This window comes from Acidovorax sp. Root267 (assembly GCF_001429215.1).
GTDB lineage: Bacteria > Pseudomonadota > Gammaproteobacteria > Burkholderiales > Burkholderiaceae_C > Acidovorax > Acidovorax radicis.
Genome location: NZ_LMJC01000012.1, coordinates 576190 through 596905, shown reverse-complemented (window position 1 = coordinate 596905; position 20716 = coordinate 576190). Strand labels below are relative to the sequence as shown.

At 67.7% G+C, this 20716-nt stretch carries 13 protein-coding genes; 8 read left to right on the top strand and 5 right to left on the bottom strand.

Annotated features, from left to right (window positions below; all coding sequences use genetic code 11):
* Positions 1–68: 68 nt before the first annotated feature.
* Both ASE39_RS12210 and ASE39_RS12205 read right to left on the bottom strand, forming a co-directional pair.
* Positions 69–1469, bottom strand: a complete 1401-nt coding sequence (locus ASE39_RS12210; RefSeq protein WP_010464658.1) for an ATP-binding protein — start codon at positions 1467–1469, stop codon at positions 69–71.
* Positions 1466–2230 (bottom strand): response regulator, encoded by a 765-nt coding sequence (locus ASE39_RS12205; RefSeq protein WP_057271293.1) that lies wholly within the window; start codon positions 2228–2230, stop codon positions 1466–1468. The genes ASE39_RS12210 and ASE39_RS12205 overlap by 4 nt, the downstream gene beginning before the upstream one ends.
* A 227-nt stretch (positions 2231–2457) precedes the next feature.
* Between ASE39_RS12205 and ASE39_RS12200 the strand changes: the two genes are divergently transcribed.
* The gene (locus ASE39_RS12200; protein WP_010464662.1) at positions 2458–3054 is read left to right on the top strand and encodes a hypothetical protein; all 597 of its coding nucleotides are present in this window, start codon (positions 2458–2460) and stop codon (positions 3052–3054) included.
* A gap of 53 nt (positions 3055–3107) precedes the next feature.
* Positions 3108–4079: an alpha/beta hydrolase gene (locus ASE39_RS12195; RefSeq protein ID WP_010464664.1), complete on the top strand. Its 972-nt coding sequence runs from the start codon at positions 3108–3110 to the stop codon at positions 4077–4079.
* A gap of 67 nt (positions 4080–4146) precedes the next feature.
* Here ASE39_RS12195 and uvrA read toward each other — a convergent pair whose 3' ends face one another.
* Complete coding sequence (uvrA, locus tag ASE39_RS12190) at positions 4147–7203, bottom strand: excinuclease ABC subunit UvrA (protein WP_057271292.1); 3057 nt, start codon at positions 7201–7203, stop codon at positions 4147–4149.
* Positions 7204–7337: 134 nt separating this feature from the next.
* Here uvrA and cysC point away from each other — a divergent pair, with 134 nt between their 5' ends.
* The 6 genes from cysC (at position 7338) to ASE39_RS12160 (ending at position 13736) form a co-directional block, all read left to right on the top strand.
* A complete protein-coding gene (gene cysC / locus ASE39_RS12185) occupies positions 7338–7934 on the top strand; it encodes an adenylyl-sulfate kinase (RefSeq protein WP_057271291.1) in 597 nt (198 codons plus the stop codon).
* A 194-nt stretch (positions 7935–8128) separates the two neighbouring features.
* Positions 8129–9307, top strand: coding sequence for an MFS transporter (locus ASE39_RS12180; RefSeq protein WP_057271290.1), 1179 nt, complete (start codon positions 8129–8131; stop codon positions 9305–9307).
* 127 nt (positions 9308–9434) lie between these two features.
* A complete protein-coding gene (gene ssb / locus ASE39_RS12175) occupies positions 9435–9998 on the top strand; it encodes a single-stranded DNA-binding protein (RefSeq protein WP_010464671.1) in 564 nt (187 codons plus the stop codon).
* 302 nt (positions 9999–10300) lie between these two features.
* Positions 10301–10876, top strand: a complete 576-nt coding sequence (locus ASE39_RS12170) for a hypothetical protein (protein WP_010464673.1) — start codon at positions 10301–10303, stop codon at positions 10874–10876.
* Between the two features lie 83 nt (positions 10877–10959).
* Entirely contained in the window at positions 10960–11673 is a 714-nt protein-coding gene (locus ASE39_RS12165) for a Bax inhibitor-1 family protein (RefSeq protein WP_010464675.1), read from the top strand.
* Between the two features lie 422 nt (positions 11674–12095).
* Positions 12096–13736 (top strand): hypothetical protein, encoded by a 1641-nt coding sequence (locus ASE39_RS12160; RefSeq protein ID WP_225584892.1) that lies wholly within the window; start codon positions 12096–12098, stop codon positions 13734–13736.
* A 237-nt stretch (positions 13737–13973) separates the two neighbouring features.
* Here the strand turns inward: ASE39_RS12160 and ASE39_RS12155 are convergent, their stop codons facing one another.
* The gene (locus tag ASE39_RS12155) at positions 13974–18290 is read right to left on the bottom strand and encodes a cellulose biosynthesis protein BcsC (protein ID WP_242421419.1); all 4317 of its coding nucleotides are present in this window, start codon (positions 18288–18290) and stop codon (positions 13974–13976) included.
* A 90-nt stretch (positions 18291–18380) separates the two neighbouring features.
* Positions 18381–20702 (bottom strand): cellulose biosynthesis cyclic di-GMP-binding regulatory protein BcsB, encoded by a 2322-nt coding sequence (gene bcsB / locus ASE39_RS12150; RefSeq protein WP_057271288.1) that lies wholly within the window; start codon positions 20700–20702, stop codon positions 18381–18383.
* Positions 20703–20716: the final 14 nt, after the last annotated feature.

Genomic DNA, 20716 nt, shown 5'->3' with positions numbered 1-20716 from the left:
GCGCCTCGGCGCCGCGCGGAGCGGCGGATGAGCCGGGCAAACCGCTCGCTCCTCCGTTGCGCATCCGTTCACGCCGTCGCGGGCTCACCGCCCGGCCCCGCCAGCGGCAACACCAGCCGCGCACGCAGCCCCTGGCCGGGCGCGCTGTGCAACTCCAGCGCACCCCCATGGGCACGCGCCACGCGCTCGGCAATCGCCAGCCCCAGCCCGGCCCCGGGGGCGCCCGCACGCGCCGCACCACCGCCGCGCACAAAAGGCTGGCGCATGTGGTCCAGCTCGTTGGCGTCCATGCCGATGCCGTGGTCGGCCACTTCGATCCACACCTGCTGCGCACCACCGCCCGTGCGCAGCACCACCGGGACGGCGCCATGTCGCCAGGCGTTTTCCACAAGGTTGTCCAGCGCGCGGCGCAGGGCCTGGGGGCGTACGGGCACGTCGGGCAAGGCACCCAGTTCCAGCACCAGCGCACGGCCATGGTCGGCCTGTGCTTCGACCACGGTCTGGGCCAGGTCGTTGAGCGATGCAGCGATGGGCGCTTCTGCCTCACCACTGCGTGCGAATTGCAGGAACTGGCCCACGATGCCGTCCATCTCGTCGATGCTGCGCGCCATGCTGGCCGCCAGCGGCGCATCGACCTGCGCCCCGGCAATCTCCACGCCCAGGCGCAGCTTGGTCAGCGGCGTCCGCAGGTCGTGCGACACGCCCGCCAGCATCAGCGCGCGCTCGTGGTCGGCGGCGGCCAGGCTCTGTGCCATCTGGTTGAAGCTGCGGCCCACGGTGGCGATTTCTTCGGGGCCAGCCTCGGGCAGCACCGCGGGGGTCTGGCCCCGCGCGAGCTGCCGCGCTGCCACCACCACCTGGGCCAGCGGCCGGTGGATGTGCCGCTGCAGCCACCATGCGCCGAGCAGCGCCAGCAGCATGCTGACCAGCGTGGCCATGAGCCAGGCGCCGGTGAACTCGCGCGTGGGGAACACGCTGGGCAGGTTCAGCCAATAACTCTCCGGCCCATCCGCGCCCTGGTGCACCACACGCAGGGCCAACACGCCGGTGCTGTCGCGGCGCCATAACGGTTGCGGCGGCTGCGGGCTTTGTGTTGCCGCACCGTCCGCACCAAGACGGCGCGACACGGCCAACACAAATTGCCGCTCCATGGGCGACAGCAGCGCACGCCGCGCTGCGCTCTCCGGCGCCACAGGCGGTATGGCCAACGCGGCCTGCCGGTTGAACGCCTCGACAAACGCCCCACGCTGCGCCGGGGGCAGCGCCTGCAGCCCGGCCCGCAGCGCAGCCACGTTGCGCGCCACGCCATCGGCCACCTGCACCACGCGGGGCTTGAAGATCATCTGCCGCACCAGCACCGCCGCCACCAGCTGCCCCAGCACGATGAGCACGGCCATCAGCAGCAGGTTGCGCCCCAGCAGGCTGCGCGGCCAGAGCCCCCAGCGGCGGGTGGTTGCGGAGGCCGTCATGGCTGGCGCCCCCCACCGGGGGAAGAGCCATCGGGCAAGAACACATAGCCCACGCCCCACACCGTGCGGATGTGGCGCGGCTGGGCCGGGTCGGCCTCGATGAGCTTGCGCAGGCGCATCACCTGCACGTCGATGCTGCGGTCGGTGGCGGTGTGGTCGGGCCCATAGGCCAGCGCGATAAGCCGGTCGCGTCCCAGGGGCCGGTGCGGTTGTTGCGCCAGCGCCTGCAGCAGCGCGAATTCGCCGGTGGTCAGGGGCACGTCCTGCGCACCGTGGTCGTCGTTCCCATCGTTGCGCTCCAGACGGCGCTCGTCCAGCCACAGCGTGAAGGCACCAAACGCAATGCGCCCACCCGTCTGGCGCGGCCCGGTATGGGCGCCCAGCACACGCTGGCGCCGCACCATGGCCTGGATGCGGGCCAGCAGCTCGCGCGGGTTGAAGGGCTTGGGCAGGTAGTCGTCAGCGCCCATCTCCAGGCCCACGATGCGGTCCACCGGGTCGCCGCGCGCGGTGAGCATCAGGAGGGGAATGGTCTCGCCCTGCGCCCGCAGGCGGCGGCAGATGGCCAGGCCGTCCTCGCCCGGCATCATCACGTCGAGCACCAGCACATCAAACCGCTCGCGCTGCAGCAGCACATCGAGCGGGCCCGCGCCATCGACCGTGCGCACGGTGTAGCCCTGGTCGCTGAGGTAGCGCTGCAGCAGGGCACGCAGGTCGGGCTCGTCATCAGCGACCAGGATTTTGGCCAGGGGGTCGGTCATGGGCAGGGAGCAACGTGGCAAGTGAAGGCGGCGTGGTGGCAATGGTAGGCGCTACTTGGACGGTACGGCGGGCCATGCACCCCCAGCCATGACAAGGCATGACGGAGCCGCAGTCGTTTGTCATGGTTTGTCATACATCGGCGGATTTTTGCCATCAATGGCTCACACCCGGGACCCACAGTACAGCCATGCCACACCCCAAGGCAAACCCCAAGGAGTTGACCACCATGCCTTTGCTGCCCCACCCCGCTGACAACGACCTGCTGCACCGCCCCGCGCTGGCAGCGGGTGTGCTTGTGTTACCCGCCCTCGCCACCCTGGGGCTGAGCGCCGTGCTGGCGCTGGCTGCCCCCACCGAAGCGCAGGCCCGCACCCGCCGGAGCGTGGAACACAACGCCGATGGCAGTACCACCACCCACACCGGCGTGGCCCGCAGCGGCCCGAACGGCGCGATGCTGCGCGGCCGCACCGCCACCACCGATGGGCAGGGCAACGGCAGCGTGACCCGCCGCGGCGCCACCGTGGGCGCGCAGGGCGGGGTAGCCGCACGCCAGGGCAGCACCACCCGCAGTGTTGACGGCAGCGCCAGCCACAGCGGCACGGTGTCCGCCCAGAATGCCCAGGGCAGCCTGCACAGCAGCGGCGGGGCGAGCCGCAATGCCGACGGCAGCGTGGAGCAGGCCCGCAGCACCACCGCCACCAGTGCGGCCACCGGCAACAGCGTGCAGACGCAGAGCAGCTACAGCAAGGACAGCGGCTTGAGCCGCAGCGCCACCTGCTACGACGCGAGCGGCACGGCCATGGCTTGTCCGACGCGGCCTTAACACCGTCTAGACCCAGCCATCGATTGCCACCCTCTGAACTCAGGAGCTTTGCCATGTCCCTGCGCCGCACCCTCACCTTCACCACCCTCGCCGCGCTCACGCTGGCCACTGCCAGTGCGCAGGCCCAAACCACCGCGCACAACGGTGGCCGCCTGCGCGCTCTCATCGCGCAAAAACAGGCAGCCGCAGCACCAGCAGCCCTGTCTGCAGGCGTGCAGCGCATCGCCGATGTGCCCTACGGCACCGACCCGGCACAGCGCATGGACGTGTATGTACCCACCAGCCCCACGACGGGCACCAACAGCCTGGTGGCCAGCGCGGTGCGCGCGCCGGTCATCTTCATGGTGCACGGCGGCGGCTGGCGGCATGGCGACAAGGCCATGGGCCGCGTGGTGCAGGAGAAGGTGAACCGCTGGGTGCCCAAGGGCTTCATCCTCATCTCCATCAATTACCGCATGCTGCCCGACGCCCCCGTGGCCGTGCAGGAGCGCGATGTGCAGGCCGCCCTCATGGCCGCGCAGCAGCGCGCTGGCACCTGGGGCGGGGACCCGAGCCGCTTCATCCTCATGGGCCACTCGGCCGGTGCCCACCTGGTGGCCCTGCTCAATGCGCGCGCCCCGCAGGCGCTGCGCGAAGGCGCCTGGCCGTGGCTGGGCACCGTCTCGCTGGACAGCGCCATGACGAACGTGCCGGCGCGCATGCGCGCCCCGCACTTGCCGCTGTACGACGACGCATTTGGCACTGACCCGGCTTATTGGGTGGCCATGTCGCCCTTCCACCAGTGGACGGTGGGCGCCCCGCCCATGCAAATGGTGTGCTCGGCCCAGCGGGCTGACGACCCTTGTCAGCAATCCGATGCCATGGCCCGCCACGTGCGCAACCAGGGCGGCCGCGCCGAGGTGCTGCCACAGGACCTGGACCACGGCGAAATCAACGCCCAATTGGGCCTGGAGAGCGACTACACCCGGGCGGTGGAGGCCTTCATGGGATCGCTGGATGCGGAGGTGGCCCGTCGCCTGCAGTGATGCAGCGGCAAATTGCTACTGAATTAATAGCTTTTAGCGCTTTATAGATAAGCGCTAGCAGCCATTTTCATTCAGATTTCGCCCGCAGGTAGGGCGCCAGATACCGCCCCGTATGGCTGGCCGGGTTGGCCGCCAGCTCCTCGGGCGTGCCCACCCCCACCACGGTGCCGCCACCCGCGCCGCCCTCGGGGCCCATGTCGATGAGCCAATCGGCCGTTTTGATCACGTCCAGGTTGTGCTCGATGATGACGATGGTGTTGCCCGCGTCGCGCAGCTGGTGCAGCACCTTGAGCAGCAGGTCGATGTCCGCAAAATGCAGGCCGGTGGTGGGCTCGTCCAGGATGTACAGCGTGCGGCCGGTGTCGCGTTTGCTGAGCTCCTGCGCCAGCTTCACCCGCTGCGCCTCGCCGCCCGACAGCGTGGTGGCCGCCTGGCCCAGGCGGATGTATGACAGGCCTACATCCAGCAGCGTCTGCAGCTTGCGCGCGATGGTCGGCACGTCCTTGAAGAAGGCGGCGGCGTCTTCCACCGTCAGCTCCAGGATCTGCGCGATGTTCTTGCCCTTCCACAGCACTTCCAGCGTCTCGCGGTTGTAGCGCTGGCCGTGGCAGATGTCGCAGGGCACGTACACGTCGGGCAAAAAGTGCATCTCCACCTTCACCACGCCGTCGCCCTGGCAGGCCTCGCAGCGGCCCCCGGCCACGTTGAAGCTGAAACGCCCGGGGCCGTAGCCACGCTCCTTGGCGGTGTTGACCTCGGCCATCAGCTCGCGGATGGGGGTGAACAGGCCGGTGTAGGTGGCCGGGTTGCTGCGCGGCGTGCGGCCGATGGGGCTCTGGTCGACGTTGATGACCTTGTCGAAGTACTCGATGCCCACGATCTCGTCGTGCGCGGCGGGCTCTTCGTGCGCGCGGTACAGCTGGCGGGCCACGGCGGCGTACAGCGTGTCGTTGACCAGCGTGCTCTTGCCGGAGCCCGACACGCCGGTCACGCAGGTGAGCAGCCCTACCGGAAAATCCACCGTCACGTTCTTCAAGTTGTTGCCCGTGGCGCCTGCCACCCGCAGCGCCTGCAGGGCTCCCTGGCGCGCGTGGTGCTCGGCCATGCGCTCGGCGCGGCGTTTGCTGGCTTCGGTCTGCGGAAAGCGCGACTTGGCTTTGGCCGCCACCACAGGTGCGGCCTGCTCAAGCACCGGCAGCCAGGGCGTGCGGCGCGGGGGCACGGCAATCGAGCGCACGCCCGACAGGTACTGGCCGGTGAGCGACTGCGTGTTGCCACGCACTTCGTCATACGTGCCCTGCGCCATCACGCGGCCTCCGTGCACGCCCGCACCCGGGCCCATGTCGATCACGTGGTCGGCGGCGCGCATCATGTCTTCGTCGTGCTCGACCACGATCACGCTGTTGCCGATGTCGCGCAGGTGTTTGAGCGTGGCGATCAGGCGGTCGTTGTCGCGCTGGTGCAGGCCGATGCTGGGCTCGTCCAGCACGTACATCACGCCCGTGAGGCCCGAGCCGATCTGGGACGCGAGGCGGATGCGCTGCGCCTCGCCGCCGGAGAGGGTCTCGGCGCTGCGGTCCAGGCTCAGGTAGCTCAGCCCCACGTCGTTCAGGAACTGCAGGCGCGTGGCGATCTCGCGCACCACCTTGTCGGCGATCTCTGCCTTGGCGCCGGTGAGCCTCAGGTCGTTGAACCAGGCATGGGCGGTGTTCAGCGTGGCGTGGCTCACTTCAAAGATGGCGCGGGCCTGTTCGCCCTCGCCCAGCCTCACGTGGCGGGCTTCGCGGCGCAAGCGGGTGCCGTGGCATTCGGGGCAGGGCTGCGTGCTGCGAAAGCGCGCCAGGTCCTCGCGCACCACCACCGAATCGGTCTCGCGGTAGCGCCGCGCCATGTTGGGGATGATGCCTTCGAACGGGTGCTTCTTGGCATACACCTTGCCCTTGGAGGCACCGCTGTCCATGATGTAGCTGAAGGCGATTTCTTCGTCGCCCGAGCCGTGCAGGATGGCGTGCTGCACCGGCGCAGGCAGCGACTCGAAAGGCGCCTCGATGCTGAAGGCGTAGTGCTTGGCCAGGCTCTCGAGCATCGCAAAGTAGTAGCCGTTGCGCCGGTCCCAGCCCTTGATGGCGCCGCTGGCCAGGCTCAGCGTGGGGAAGGCCACCACGCGCGCGGGGTCGAACACGTCGCGCTGACCGATGCCGTCGCACGCCGGGCACGCGCCCATGGGCGAGTTGAACGAGAACAGGCGCGGCTCCAGCTCCGGCAGCGAATAGCTGCAGACAGGGCAGGCGAACTTGCTGCTGAACAGATGCTCTTGCCCCGTGTCCATCTCCAGCGCCAGCACGCGGCCGTTGCCCTCGTGCCCGCCCACGCGCAGCACCGACTCGATGCTCTCGGCCAGGCGCTGCTGCAGGTCGGCCCGCACCTTGATGCGGTCGATCACCACGTCGATGTTGTGCTTCTCGGTTTTTTTGAGCGCGGGCAGGTTCTCGTGCTCGTAGATCTGGCCGTCCACCCGAAAGCGGACATAGCCCAGCGCCTGCATCTGCGCGAACAGCTCGGTGAACTCGCCTTTCTTCTCGCGCGCCACGGGTGCGAGCAGCATGAGCTTGGTGTCTTCCGGCAGGGCCAGCACGGCATCCACCATCTGGCTCACGGTCTGCGCAGCCAGCGGCAGGCCGTGGTCGGGGCAGTAGGGCGTGCCAGCGCGGGCATACAGCAGCCGCAGGTAGTCGTGGATCTCGGTCACCGTGCCCACGGTGGAGCGCGGGTTGTGGCTGGTGGCCTTCTGCTCGATGCTGATGGCGGGCGACAGGCCCTCGATCAGGTCGACATCGGGCTTGTCCAGCCGCCCGAGGAACTGCCGTGCATAGGCCGACAGGCTCTCCACATAGCGCCGCTGGCCTTCTGCATAGAGTGTGTCGAACGCCAGGCTCGACTTGCCCGACCCCGACAGCCCCGTGATCACCACCAGCTGGTTGCGCGGGATGTCGAGGTCGATGTTCTTGAGGTTGTGCGTGCGCGCCCCCCGGATGCTGATGCGCTGCTCACGCAGGGCGCGGGCGAGGTAAAGGCCGCTGCTGTCAGCAGCTTGGGCATCGGTGGGGGAATGGGAGTCGGTCACGGAGTGGGGAAACAGCAGGGAAACCGATCATGATAGGTCAAGCCCCGTGACCTTGCCCACCGCACCCATCCCCGGTGCTGCGCGTACCGCCATGCCGTTACCATGGCACGCCATATCCATTTGCTAGCGCCAAAGTGAAAGACTCCACAACACCCCACACACCCCATGTTCATGCTCAGGCACTCACCGTGACCCGCGTGGAACGCGAGAAACTGGGCGGCCACGCCGGCCGGGTGGTCTGGCTCACCGGTCTGTCGGGTGCGGGCAAATCGACCATTGCCAATGCGCTGGAGGGGGAACTGAATCGCCAGGGCAAACGCACCTACATCCTGGACGGGGACAACATCCGCCAGGGGCTGAACCGGGATCTGGGCTTTTCGGACGCGGACCGGGCAGAGAACATCCGGCGCGTCGCGCAGGTGGCCCGCCTTTTTGTGGATGCGGGCGTGATCGTGGTGGTGGCCTTCATTTCGCCCTTCCGCGCAGAGCGCCAGGCGGCCCGGGAACTGTTCGCCCCCGGGGATTTTCTGGAAGTGTTTGTCGATGTGCCCCTGGCACTCGCCGAAGAGCGCGACCCCAAGGGCCTGTACCGCAAGGCCCGCACAGGCGAGCTGCGCCAGTTCACCGGTATTGATTCGCCCTACGAGCCACCGCTGGCCGCCGAGCTGGTGCTGCACACAGCCGAGCTCACGCCCCAGGAATGCGTGCAGCGGATCTGCGGTTTGCTGTGAGCCTTTGGGCCGGTCAGCCCTGCCTTGCGGGGCGTGGCACGGCCCCGCGCATGCCCGCGCGGATCGCGGCGCTTGCGCAATGGGCGAAAATCCCTGCTTTACCTGCCCCATAGGGCACCACCGTGCCGGAATCTCCTTCTTCACTTGCGGGCGCTGCCCCGCCGCCCCTGTCGCCATCGCCTTCCGGCAACGCCATGACCCCGCTGGAGCGCCGCTCCAGCCTCAGTCTGGCGCTGATCTTTGCGCTGCGCATGCTGGGCCTGTTCCTGGTTCTGCCCGTGTTTGCGCTGGAGGCCCGCAAGTACCCCGGTGGGGATGACCCCGCCCTGGTCGGTCTTGCCATGGGCATCTACGGCCTGACACAGGCGGTACTGCAGTTGCCGCTGGGCATGGCCTCCGACCGGTTTGGGCGCAAGCGCGTGATCGTGCTGGGTCTTTTGGTGTTTGCAGCGGGTAGCCTGCTGGCCGCACTCGCCGATTCGCTCACGGGGCTGCTGGTGGGCCGCGCGATGCAGGGCGCCGGTGCCGTGTCGGCCGCCGTGACCGCCCTGCTGGCCGACCAGACCCGCGACGCCGTGCGCACCAAGGCCATGGCGCTGGTGGGCGGCAGCATTGGCCTGATGTTTGCCGTGGCGCTGGTGGCCGCCCCCGTGCTGGCCGCCCACATCGGCCTGGCGGGCCTGTTTGGCCTGACCTGCGCACTGGCGCTGGCGGGCGTGGCGGTAGTGGTCTGGTGGGTGCCCGCAGAACCCGTGCAGCACCAGAACGCCCCCCGGGGCCGCCTGGCCGATGTGTGGGGCCACCCCGACCTGCTGCGCCTGAACCTGGGTGTGTTCGTGCTGCATACCGTGCAACTGTCGATGTGGGTGGCCGTGCCGGCCATGCTGGTGCAGGCAGGCCTCGCCAAGGACCACCACTGGCAGGTCTACCTGCCCGCGGTGGTGCTGTCGTTTGTGGCCATGGGCGGGCTCTTTGCGCTGGAGCGCGCTGGCAGGCTGCGCGCCGCGCTGCTGGGTGCCATCGCGCTGGTGCTGCTGGTGCAGGCGGGCCTGGGCCTGCTGGCGGCCGGTGGCAACACGCCGACACTGTGGGCGCTGGGGCCTTTGCTGTTTGTGTTTTTCTGCGGATTCAACGCCCTGGAGGCCAGCCAGCCCAGCCTGGTGTCGCGCATGGCGCCACCACAGCTGCGAGGCGCAGCGCTGGGGAGCTACAACACGCTGCAGTCGCTGGGCCTGTTTGCGGGCGGCGCACTGGGCGGCGCCCTGGTGAAATGGGCCGGCGCTCCGAGCCTGTTTGCCGTCACCACGGTCCTCACGGCGCTGTGGCTGGTGCTGACCTGGCCCCTGCGGCCCGTGGGGCGCGGCGGGCACTGAGCGGCGAACCACGCCACGCCGCCAGGGCTTCCATTGCGGGCCGGTTGCGGCACAATGGCGCGTTTGGCGCCCGGAAACCCTCTCCAAATCCGGCGCTTCGTTACCCCTTTAAGGCAAAGACAGCACCATGGCATCCGTAAACAAAGTCATCATCGTCGGCAACCTGGGCCGCGACCCTGAAATGCGCACTTTCCCCAGTGGCGACCAGGTGGCCAACGTGACGATTGCCACCACCGACAAGTGGAAAGACAAGCAGTCTGGCGAAATGAAGGAAGCCACCGAGTGGCACCGCGTGGTCTTCAACGGCCGCCTCGCCGAGATCGCAGGCCAGTACCTGCGCAAGGGCTCGCAGGTGTATGTGGAAGGCAGCCTGCGCACCCGCAAGTGGACCGACCAGAGCGGCGTGGAAAAGTACAGCACCGAGATCCGCGCTGACCAGATGCAGATGCTGGGCAGCCGCCAGGGCATGGGCGGTGGCCAGGGTGGTGGTGGCCAGCAAGGCGGCGGTTATGACGATGGCGGCTACGGTGGTGGTGACCAGGGCGGCGGCTACGACCAGGCCCCCCGCCGCGCCGCGCCCCCGCCACGCCCCATGGCGGCCCCTGCACAGCGCCCAGCACCCGCGCCCGTGGCACAGGCACCCCGCGCAGCCTCGGGTTTTGACGACATGGATGACGACATCCCGTTCTAAACACCGAACGACTGCACTTCAGACACAAGGCCCGCAGCGCAGACGCTGCGGGCCTTTTTTTATCCGCCAGCGCCCTCAAGATGCCGTGGCGACCGCGCGCGCAGCGCTTTTACAACGACCCGCGCCACCGCCACCCCCTCAGTTTGTCCAGTGCGGCACGGGTGCAACGGCGCCAACACTTTCTTACACCCGTTGCGCCCAACTCGAAGATCATCGTGCCCTTGCCGGCGCCTGGCACCCAGCGCAGCCGGCAATTTCTGGCCTGTACCAACAACATTCAACAACACAAGAGAGGGATAGCCATGCCAGGCTTCGTTCGCAAGATTCTGATTTTCGTCACCGGTTACGCTTGGCTGCTGCTGCTGGCCGGGCCGGGCCTAATCGCCCTGTCGGTATACAGCGGCTGGAAGGCCGATGGCGACCATGCCTATGCAGCGCGGGAAAGCCTGGAAACCGTGGCGGGCACGGTGACCCAGGCCTCCGAGGTCACGGTCAAGCGCAAGCGCCGCACGACCAAGAAGTTCTACGAAATCAGCGTCAAGCCCGATGGCGCAGTTGCCGAGGCGCGCAAGCTGCGCATCGACTACAGCACGCCCCAGGAACTGGTGGGCAACCTGATCGACGAAAAAATCACCGCGCTGGTGGACAAGAGCGACAACGACCTGGTGTACGAAGTGGCGGTCGATGGAAAGCCCGTGATCAGCTATGAGGCGACCAAGCAGCGCCTGCAGGCCGAGGCCGCGTCCTCGGCCCAGTCCTTCAGCGGAGCTGGCACCTGGATCTTCGCGATCTTGCTGACCCTCATCGGCGCTGCAGGTGTGTGGTCCAACCGCAGGCTGCGCGCTGCGGACCAGGAACAGCAGCTCAGCGCCGCCTGACGATTTTTCACCGAGAGGGAGGGAGGAGTGCGCCTGCCGCGCCTTTCCTCTGATTACACAACGAACCCATAGAGGAATGTGCCATGAACCCCAATGCCCTGACCCCTTCGACGCCGGAAGGCGCACCGTTTGAACGGCGCGATTTCATCGTCTCTACCTACAAGCACCTTGGCGCGGCCATGCTGGCCTTTGTGGTGCTGTCCGCTGTCCTGATGGTGTCCGGATTCTCGGGCACCACCGCCAAGATGCTGCTGGGCAGCGGCAACAAATTCATCTGGCTGGGCGTCATGGGCGCGTTCATGCTGGTGGGCTGGCTGGCCTCGTACATGGCCGACAACTCTGAAAACCCGCAAACACAGCTGATGGGCCTGGGCCTGTACGTGCTGGCAGAAGGCCTGATCTTCGCGCCGATGTTCGGCATCGCACAGATCGTGGCCCCTGGTGCCATTGGCGCTGCGGCCTTCATCACGCTGCTGCTCGTGGGCGCGCTCACCTGGACGGCATTCACCACCAAGACCGACTTCTCGTTCCTGGGCGGCATCCTGAAGGTGGGTGGCCTGGTGGCCCTGGGCACCATCATTGCCGGCGCCATCTTCGGCTTCAAGCTGGGCATCTGGTTCTCGGGGATCATGGTGCTGTTTGCCGGTGCCTGCGTGCTGTACGACACCTCGCGCATCATCCACGACTACCCCGCTGACCGTCCCGCGGGCGCTGCGCTGCACCTGTTTGCCTCGATCGCGCTGATGCTCTGGTACGTGCTGCGCATCCTGATCAGCCTGGCGACCAACGACGACTGAGCCGCTGTCCACCACGCCCAGCGCGGTGACAAGGGCCGGTTCCTGCAAAGGGGCCGGCCCTTTTTCTGTGCCACGGGCTGAAATTTCATCAAAAATAGGCCCCAGCGCTTGATGGATATACGGCAAATGCTACTTAATTGATAGCAAATGAGGATTTATGCATCCTGGTGCACTGAGTGGCCTCGGCCATGCCACCCTCAGGGGCCGCATTTCGCGCGGGCGCGCTGCAGCCACACCGCCTGCAGCGCAACACTTGCATGCCATTTTCCTGTCGTCCCTGGCGCCCGCTGCTGGCACAATTGGATACAGCAAGACAGCCAGCATGCGCCCGCGCGCGCTCGCTGGCCCATCGATAGCGCCTGGCGCGCCACGGCGGCTTCTCGAAGAATCTCCATCACCCACTGTTCCTCTTTCTGTCCATCATGCGCAAATACTTCTGGCTATCCTTGACCTGTGCGGCGCTGCTCGCCAGTTGCGGCGGCGGCTCGTCCGACGGCGAAGACGTGGGCCCAGCCCCGGGCGTGCAGCAATTCCCTGGCGGCGTATGGGAGGGCACGGTGGGCACCGGCGTGGCGCAGCGGCAGGTGGTCGGTTACATCGATCCCGGCCCACTGGGCACCGGGGGCGAGTTCTACATGGCACGCGAGGCCCCGGGTGCGGCCGGTTTTGACGCGTTTTACGGACGCCTGAATGTCAACGTGACCGCAGTGCTGGCCACCGGCGTCACCTACTACTCGGTCCAGGACGGCAAATTTGCCTCGGGCCTGACCCTCCGTGGCACGGCATCGAACAGCGGCAAGATCGGCCGCACGGACGGCATCAGCGGCAACTACAGCGACCCGGTGCAGACAGCCGCCGCATCGGGCGCCGTGGTGCCGATCAAGCTCGCGTACAGCAGCCTCAATTTTCATCCAGCCCGCGCGAGCCTGGTCGAGGGCACGTACCGGGGCACAGGCCTGTTTGGTGGCGGATGGGTGCTCACGGTCACCCCCCAGGGCCAGCTCTCGGGCCGCGTCGGTGGCTGCCTGGTGACCGGCTCGGCCACACCACGCGCCGCAGACTCCCCGCTGTACTCGATGACACTGAATCTCTCGGGCGATACCACCTCCTGCGAGGCCAGCGGCACCCAGCAGTCCGGCATCGCCGTGCTGCGGTTTGACGCAGCGGGCGTCCCGAACGGCATCTGGGTGTTCACGCGCAATGCGACGGGCCCGAACAACACCTTCACCCTCAACGGCATCGCCGACCCCCGCACCACGGTACCGCCTTCCACCACGCCGTTGTCGGTGGCAGGCAACTGGCAGGGCTCGTTCACGCTGCCTGCAGGCGTGATTGGCGATACGACCGTCTGGGGCAGCGTGCTGCCGGACGGCGGCCTGTTCTTCTACACCAACAGCAGCCTGGACCACAACGCGCTGTACGGCCGGCTCATCCGGTACGAGAACAACGCCACGAACAACCGGTTTGTGACAGCCAACGACGGGGTGTTCTTCAACCGCCTGCTGGCCAACACGGGCGCGTACAACGAGTCCGTGCTGATCGATGGCACGCTGCAAAGCGGCAATGGCACCAGCACTGCTGGCCTGTTCAGCGGCAGCTTCAGCTATCCCACGCAACCGGGCGGCTTCCCCACCCGCTTCAGCGTCACGCCCGACCCGCTGTACGCCCTGCCCTCGGGCAAGGTGCCCAACGCGGCCTTGATCATCGGCACCTACAAGATGGCAGGCACGGGTTTTGGGGGCGACACCACGACGCTGACGGTGTTTGCCGACGGCGCCATCACCGGCCTGACCACCAGCGGCTGCGAAGTGGCGGGCAAGCTCCTGGGCGAGCTGGGCAGTGGCCTGAACCTGTACCGCGTCGAAGCGTTTGGCTATCTCAACAGCCCCAACGCGCCCATCACCTGCGGCCTGTCCTCCGGCCCACCGCAGTCCGGCTCGGCATCGGCGCAATTTGACGCGAATGGCAAGGTGATCGGCCTGCGCATCCTGACCGCCGGATTGTCTGTGGCGGGCACGCGTGCCCACACGGTGTTTGTGGGCGCCAAGCAGACCACGCCGTAACTGCAGGGGGCACCCCTCGCGCTATGCGGGGGTGTGCCAACCGGTGCAATTGCTGCGGTACCACTGTGAGTGGCTCGCGGGTCTTGGCTTTCAGTGCCTTCGCCCCGCGCATGTGCCGTCAGGCATGCAGACAGCCCTCCGCCACACGCGGTTGCCAACAAAAAAAGGCCCGTCGCACAGGAAGTGCGACGGGCCTTTTTGTGACTTGCAGAGAGCGGGTGAACGCCCTGGAAAAGTTCAGTAGCTATACGGTGACCGCAACGGGTTCACCGGGAACGCCTGCAGGCCGTTGTAGGGCTGGAAGGCATAGCGCACATACAGGCCGCCCGCAAATTCGCGGTAGTTGCGCGCATTGTTGAGCGCAAGGTGCCCGCCCACGAACACCTGTGGATGCATCTGGTACTCCATGGCCGCGCCCAGGTTGTAGCCCAGGCCCGTGCGGGACTGGCCGGGGTAGATGGCCGTGGCGCCCGTTTCGCCAAAGGCCAGCGCGTCGGCGGCGGCCTGGACGGCCGACACCTGCCGCGAAGGGCTGTTGGGGAAATACGGGGCCGCATCTTCCTTGAAATACTGCACGCCCACCGAGCCCTTGAGCTGGTAGGACAAACGGCCATTGCGCTGGGCCCATTCGACAGGAATGCCAAAGGACACAAACTGCTGCGGGCTGAAGTAGCCGCCGTGGCCCACCGTGAAGTAGCGCAGGTTGCGCTGGTACGACAGCCCCGTGAAACTCAGGCCGGCCGTGAGATCGGCGTTCGATGTGCGGTGCACGTGCCAGTACATCCCGCCACCCAGCTCGGCCCGCGCATTGCTGCGCACGCGGGTGCCGGTCAGGCCATGCAGGGAACCATAACCATAGATCCCCAGTTCGCCGTCGTCCCAGGTCAGGTCGGCACGTCCGCCAGAGGCAGACACACCGCCCCAGCGGTCGCCCGTGCGGGCGTCGCGGACACCGGCAAATGACAGCAGGCTGTCGGTCACCGGGCGGCGCGAGAGGTCCACGGCCACAGTCAGGTCGTCGGTGATGGCGGTGCGGTATCTCACACCGGCCGTCACATCGGACTGTCCGAAGCCGAGCGGCGTGCTACCGATGTCTGCCCGGAAGCCTCCGCTTTCATAGCCCACGCTCAGCCCGATGCCGCTGTCGCTCTGCGAGCCCGCGCCACGTTCGGGCATTGCGAGGGCTGTGACCGGGCCGCCGCCAAAACGGCTGATGGTGCCGTAGGGCGAGCCGGGCGAACCTGCGCTGGCGCCCGTGGGGGTGACCCCCAGCAACAGGTGCCCATCACCCACGCTCATCTTCAACTGCACCGGTGCTTCGATCTCCGAGAGCTGGCTCATGCCCGCCTCGCCCTGCCGAGCGCGCGCGACCGCGCCCACCGAGAACGAAGAAATCTGGCTTTGCTGCACTTCGCGCAGTTCGTCGCGGGCCGTCCGAGGCCGTGTGGGGTCGGGCACGTTGCCCAGGCCCGCCGTGGCCCAGGCGGAAGGGGCTGCCGGGGCAGGCATTGCGCGCTGTGGGGGCAAGGACTGCGCACCGCCCGCATACCCAGCACCGTAAGCCTGGGCCGGGGTGAAGTAGCCCGCCGCAGCCGCTGGCTGCGCACCCATCGGTTGCATTGGCTGTGCGGACGGCACATAGGCAGGCGCCATGGCCGATGTCGCCGCAGGGGCCATCGCCGACCGTGGGGCGGAGGAGGGCAGCGCCGCTGCGTTGCGCCGTGCCGCATTGGCCGAAGCCGCCGTGTCGGCTGCAGCCACCGGGCTGGACGCCTCGGGGTAGTAGCTGGCGGGCGTCATGGGAGCGGCCTGCGCATAGGCCTGCGGTGCCGTGCCAAAGCGGCTCGCTCCCGCCGGGTCCGGTATGTAAAGGCCTGCAGGTGCGTTGCTGCGCGCCACCGGCTGGGGCGCGTACTGCTGGGGGGTGTAGCCCACCGGGGAACGTGCCACTGCAGCGACGCCCGGCACCGAGAGGCCGCCACCGGTACGCTGCTGCAGCGCTGCGCGCTGGGCAAACGGATTGCCCATGCGTGCAGGCCCCGCCGCCATACCACTGGCGGCCAGCACGGCATCGCGCTGCGCGTTCTCGGCGGCAACGGCGGCCGTGAAGAATTCAGTGGCCTTCGAATTTTTGCCCTGCACCCGGTACAGCCGCCCGGCGGCCGTCAGCACTTCGGGATCACGGGGCGCGCGCGCGAGCGCCACAGACAACAGCGACTCCGCATAGCCGTAGTCCTTGGCGCCAGTGGCCATGGCGGCGGTCTGCAGGATCAGAGGCACATCATTGGGAGACTTTTCCAGCAGCCGTGCATACAGCGCCTGCGCCTGGGCGTAGTCATTGTTGGCCGCATACATGCGGGCCAGAGCCGCCATCGCCAAGGGCTCATCGGGCTGTTCGGCCAGCAGGGGGACGAGCGTGTCGTACGCCGTGACCAGATCACCGGCCTCACGCAGGCCGTCGGCCTGGCGCACGATGTAGGCGCGGCGGATGTCGCTGAAGCTCTTGCGCTCGCGATCATTCATGGGGGCCGTCTGCAGCTGCCGCAGGATGCCCGCCAGTTCCACGTCCTGCTGGGTCTTGAGCAAGGTGGCCGCGTACTGCAGGCGCAGGCCGACATCGGGCCGGGGGGTGCGGGCCAGCACCTGGCGCACCATGCCCAGCGCGCGCTGCGGATCGCCGGCATCCGCATAGGCCAGGGCCAGGGCGCCCAGCAGCTCGGGGTCTTGCGTGGCAAAGGACTCGGCCTGGGCCAGGGTGGCCAGGGCTTCCGTCTGGCGGCCTTCCGCTGCCAGCGCCGAAGCCGCCGAAGTCTGCACATGCACCCACACCCGTTTTTGCAGCGCGGCGATGTCACGCGTGCGGTGCTTTTCTGGAACGCGGTCCAGCAAGGCCAGTGCGCTAGGCCAGTCACCCGCCTCCGAGGCCAGCAAGGCGCTGGCATACAGGGCTTCGGGCATGTTGGGGTTGGACAGCAGCAGCCCGTCCATCACGCCCCGCGCCTCCGCCACCGCCCCCATGCGCAGGTACAGGCGGGCGAGGTCCAGCCGCACCCAGGGGCTGGCCGGGTCGTTCAGCAGGGCATCTTCCAGCGCAGCACGGGCGGCCGCGGTGTCGCCACGCTCTGTCGCGGCGCGTGCCCGGCCCAGGGCCTGCGAGGCACGCAGGCGCCCCAGGGCCCCCACCTTTTCCTGTTGCGAGGGCGACAGCTTCTCGACCAGCGCCAGGGCTTCGGCCGCCTTGTTGTTCTGCGCCAGTACACCCACCAGGCCCCGCACTGCATCGGGGTTGTCGGCCTGGCGCGCCAGCACGCGCCGGTAGGCGGCCTCTGCCGCGTCGTACTGGCCATCTTCGACCAACAGGTCTGCCAGATCGGTTTCGGCCGTGACTTCCGCCGGATTCAGCCGCACGGCCTGCTCCAGCGAACGCCGCGCCGCCGCTGTCTCGCCACGGTCACGTTCGGTGGTGGCCTGCTCCACCAGGCTCCAGTAGGCGGCACTGTCCAGCGCCTGCTTCCAGCGACTGGCCGAGCCCGCGCGCGAGGCACGCTCCAGCAGCCCCCGTGCTTCGGAAAACCGCTCCTGGCGCAGCCGCAGGATGCCGAGACCACCCAGTGCATCGCCATCGGCGGGGCGCGACTCCAGCACGTTCAGAAATGCAGCCTCCGCGGCATCCAGTTCGCCGTCGTCCAGTGACTGGAAACCCGCCGTGGTCCGCTGGCGCAGTGGGTCGGCGGTCCGGACGGGGGCGGCCTGGGTTTGCTTTTGCAGGTTCTGGGCCTGCGCCAGGCGCGTTTGCACCGCCGTGTCCCCGGGGTTGGCACGCAGAAATTCCTGGTACAGCGGAATGTCGGCCGAGCGATTTCCCGTCCAGGCGAGCGCCTTGCGCCAGCTCTCCGTCGCGGCCTTGCCCACGTCAGGGCGCCCCGCCAGCCGCGCCAGCTGGGTTACACCCTCACGGCGCGTGGCGTCGCGGTAGGTCAGGTGCTGCGCCAGGGCCAGCGCGATTTGCGGGTCTTCAGGGGATTCCTGCGCCAGGCGGCTCAGGCCCCGGCGGGCCTCGTCCCAGCCGCCCGCCGTGGCGCCCAGGGTCTGGTAATACTCCAGCGCCAGCGGACCAGTGGGCGGGCGGTCTCCCAGCGCGGCCTGGTAGGTACTCAAGGCTTCGTTGGCCTGCCCGCTGCGGGCCTGCTGGCGCGCGGTTTCGATCTGGGGCGCGCTGCGGCCTGTGCGGATGGATTCCTGCAGGCGACTCACCAGCGGACTGCGCGGGTGGGCCGCCTGCAACTGGTTCAGGTAGCGCTGGGCGCCTTCGGGACGCTGGGCATTGAGCTCCACCAGCGCCATCCCGTATAGGGCCTGGGCGTTCTGGGGGTTGATGCGCAGCAGCTTCTGCCATGCCTCTCCCGCGCGCTCGGTGTCACCGCGCTCTTGCCAGTACTGCCCCTGGTCCAACAGGGTCTGCTCGGCCCCGGTCTGCGCCCAGGCGGCAGCAGGCGCCATCAGCGAGGCCAGCAGCCCCATGGCGAGTGTGTGATGACGACGTTTGGAGGACATGCCTTCCTTCTCCCTGCGAGGCTCCCGGCCACCAAAGTGCCAGGAATGTGTTGCGTGATTCAGAAACGGCGGGGCGTGCTCTGCACTGCCTCAGCCTTTTTGCTTCAGTCGGGCCCGTGCGCGCGCTCTCAGCGACAGGTACATGATGATCGCAATCAGCACCGCCGCCGACACGCCCAGCACAATCAGCAGCAACGGGTTGCGCGAAAGAAACCATTGCGAGTAGAGGAAGGGGCCCAACTGACCCACATGGTAGTTTTTCTCGGCGACCAGGCTGTCGACCTGTTTGCCACGGATCACCGTGGTGCTGCCCTGCACATGCTTGAGAAGTTCGGCATCCAGCAGTGCGTCCATCACCTGCGAAAGGCCCGCCGGCTGGTTGCTGGCCACGAGCACCACGCTGCGGCCACTGCGCAACGGCGATTCAAAACCCGCCACCAGCGCGTCGGTGCTGGTGCTGGAGAACGCGACCTGGCTGCGCCGGGCATGCACGCCAGATTCCTGGCCAAAACCCCACCAGCGCATCAGGCGGTTGGCGAAATCCGACATCTGGAAACTCTTCGCATCGCCCTGCAAGGCGGCGGGAATGGAACTGGCCCATTGCTTGAGCAGGGGCTGGTTGCCACCGGAGGCGATGACCAGCAGGTCCTTGTCGGCGAGGCGATCCACCTGCTGGGCCTGCGCGACGGTCACGCCCAGGGCCGGGTAACCCGTGACGCGCCCCATGACACCCATCAAACCCAGATAAGCCGCGTACTCCTGCGCGCCCGGCTTGTCCGGCATCACCACGGCAGATTCTGAAAGGTCCGCCATGCGGGTGAACGGGAACCCGGCATTGCCAAAGGCCGCCAGGTCCGGCATGGCAATGAAATGCGGGAAGCCGGAGATGTCGATGGTCGAATCGGCCTCCACCGAACCTCGGACGTTGTCGAGCGGCACGTCCTTGCAGGCGCCCTGCTTGACCACGTCGTAGTAGTAATGCATCTGCAGCTGCGACTGGGCTGGCAGCTTGAACAGCGGGATGTGGAAGGTCTCGCGCTCCGGCGCCATCTCGCCCTTGGGCATCACCGTCGTCAGCAGACGGTCCAGCGCACCGGGCTCTTCATGGTTCACCGCGTGCAAGGGCAGCGAACGCAGGAACTGCTGGTTCACATTGATGTTGAGGGTGGATTTGTCGGCGTTGGGACGCGGTGTGTAGCGATAGCGCAGGTCCACCGGAATGCCCTTCTGGCGCCATGCGAAAAGATCGGGCGGCAAGAAGAAGTTCAGGCGGATCAGATCCGGCGAGTATCCAGACACATTGAGCGCCTCGGCCTCTACCAGCTCCCCAAACTTCACGGGCCGGTCGTTGGCCAGCCAGTTGGGCGCGTCGTAGGGCTTGCGGGGCTTGAGTTCCGTGACCTCGGTGATCCGCGCAAGCGGACCGGACAGGGCCGAGGAGCCAATGGCCAGCGCCTTGGCAGCGACGCCAAGCTCGGCCTCGTCCCGCCCCATGACCAGCAACAGCTTGCCGTTGCGGTCTGCAGGGTGGCTCACCACGGCCACGGTGGGGCCCTGGATGTCTGGCAGGGTCAAGCCGGCAGGGGCCTGCGCCTTGCCCGCAATCATCACCACGGCGTTGCCACGCGCCGGAAGCTCGCCCACGAGCGATGGGAACCTGGCGCCCCGGAAACCTGCCAGCGCACCAAACCACGACGACATCGTGCCAGCGGCCTGCAAGGTGCCCGTATTGGGCGCTGCGCCGAACACCATGGGCAGTTCCAACGGCCGTACATCCCGGCGATCAAAGAAAGGCTGCGGCAGCAGCGCCAGATCGTTCGTCTGGGCCACGGGTGCCACCGTAAGTTCCAGCACGCTGTCGTTGCCGACGTTGGCCCACAGGCTGGAGTGCAGCGGGTCTTCGCACTCCATCGTGTAGTGGCCGATGAGCTGCAGGTTCAGCCGGTTGAACTCGGTAATGAGGCGCGGCGGGATGACGATCTCGCGCTGCAGGTTTTCGCCCCCTTGCTGTGTGGTGACGGGGATGGTGGCCGCTACCTGCTCGTTCACCAGCACCTTGATGTGGGACAGGTTGGGGAGCAGGGCGGGGGAGTAGGAATAGTTCAGCTTCAGTCGGGCGCCCGTGACCACTTCGTCGTTGCGCACGCTGAATGCCACGCCGCTGGTGCCATCGACGCCACGCAACTGCAGCGGAAACAGGGCTCCCAGGTCCTTGAAACTGGTGCGGTGCACACGCACCCCACTTTCCGAGGGCTGCGCCGCAGGCGCCATCTCCGTTCCAGCAGCCGCGGGTGCGGGGGCTGCAGAGAGTTGGGACACAGGCACGGCGGTCCCTGCCAGTACCAAGGCCAGCATGGCAGGCAGCATGCGCTTGCGCGGCAGCCGCGCTGTCGGATGTCTTTTGGAAATCATGGTTGGAATCTTTG